Here is a 1,101-nt window from a genome sequence, read left to right as displayed (position 1 = left end):
AGAGGGCGTTTGAGGTAGGCAGATTGCCCTTGATGCCCTAGTAAGTTCCTCGCCAGGTGGGGGTGGTCTCGTCCGTTATGCGCCTGGCGAGGTTGTCGACCGAGGCGATGTGGATCATGGCTTCGGAGCTGGCGGTGAGGGTCTCGTAGTCGCGGGCGAGACGGCGGTGCATCATGATCCAACCGATACTCCGCTCTACCACCCAGCGCCTTTTCACGACGTGAAACCCGCGGGTATCTGGGTTTCTGTTGACGACTTCGACATCTATTCCGAGGCGGGCACCGTGCTCGACGACGGTGTTCTTGAAGCCGGTGTCGACCCAGCTCTTGGAGATGGTCGGGTACTTCTCCTTCGCCTGGTCGAGGAGACGTATTCCCAGGGCGTTCTCCGAGAGGCCGGCGGCGGTGACGGTCACGGCGAGGATGAGGCCGATTGTGTCGGTGAGGATGCCGCGCTTCCTCCCGACGATCTTCTTTGCTGCGTCCGTTCCCTGGCTGGTCAGGGGCACGTTGCTGGAGGTCTTCACGCTCTGGGTGTCGATCACGGAGGCGGTCGGCTCGGGCTTGCGCCCTTCCTTCACCCGGGCCAGTCCCGTCAGGTCGTAATTGAGCTGGGCGAAGATTCCTTCGTCGCGCCAGGCCGCGTAGTAGGCATAGACAGTGCCGTGGTTCGGGAAGTCATGCGGGAGGTATTTCCAGGGAATTCCCGTGCGGTTCACGTAGAGGAGCGCGTTGAAGACGTCCCGTAAATCGACCTTGGCCGGCTGTCCGGTTGGTCTACGGTCGAGCCGGGCCTTTCTCCAGGCCGTCAATGTCGGCTCGATCAGGGCCCATCGGGCGTCGGACAGGTCGCTGGGGTACGGCTTGCGCTCGCTCACGGCGTAGCGTGATCATGGGCGAGCCGGAGGGCTCGGTTCCGTTGTTCATCGGGCGATTCCGTGGCAACTTCAAACCAGACGGACTTCCGGGCGCAGAAGCGAACGAGACGGATGGCCGCGCCTCCGCCCTGGAGAGCGCCATTCGCCGCCTAGGGGATGAAAGCCCTCAAAGCAGGGCAGGAACGAGAGTCGCATATAGGGCTTGACCTGCATAAACGCCCTCT

At 62.7% G+C, this 1,101-nt stretch carries 1 protein-coding gene; it reads right to left on the bottom strand.

The genetic code is table 11. The features are described 5' to 3' along the window. Window positions 1-37 precede the first annotated feature (37 nt). A complete protein-coding gene (locus G6048_RS48235) occupies window positions 38-877 on the bottom strand; it encodes an IS5 family transposase (protein WP_165345914.1) in 840 nt (279 codons plus the stop codon). Window positions 878-1,101: the final 224 nt, after the last annotated feature.

It is taken from the genome of Streptomyces ureilyticus, assembly GCF_011045025.1.
Lineage (GTDB): Bacteria > Actinomycetota > Actinomycetes > Streptomycetales > Streptomycetaceae > Streptomyces > Streptomyces ureilyticus.
The sequence above is the reverse complement of the archived record's forward strand: the minus strand, read 5'-3'. Positions and strand labels throughout refer to the sequence as shown.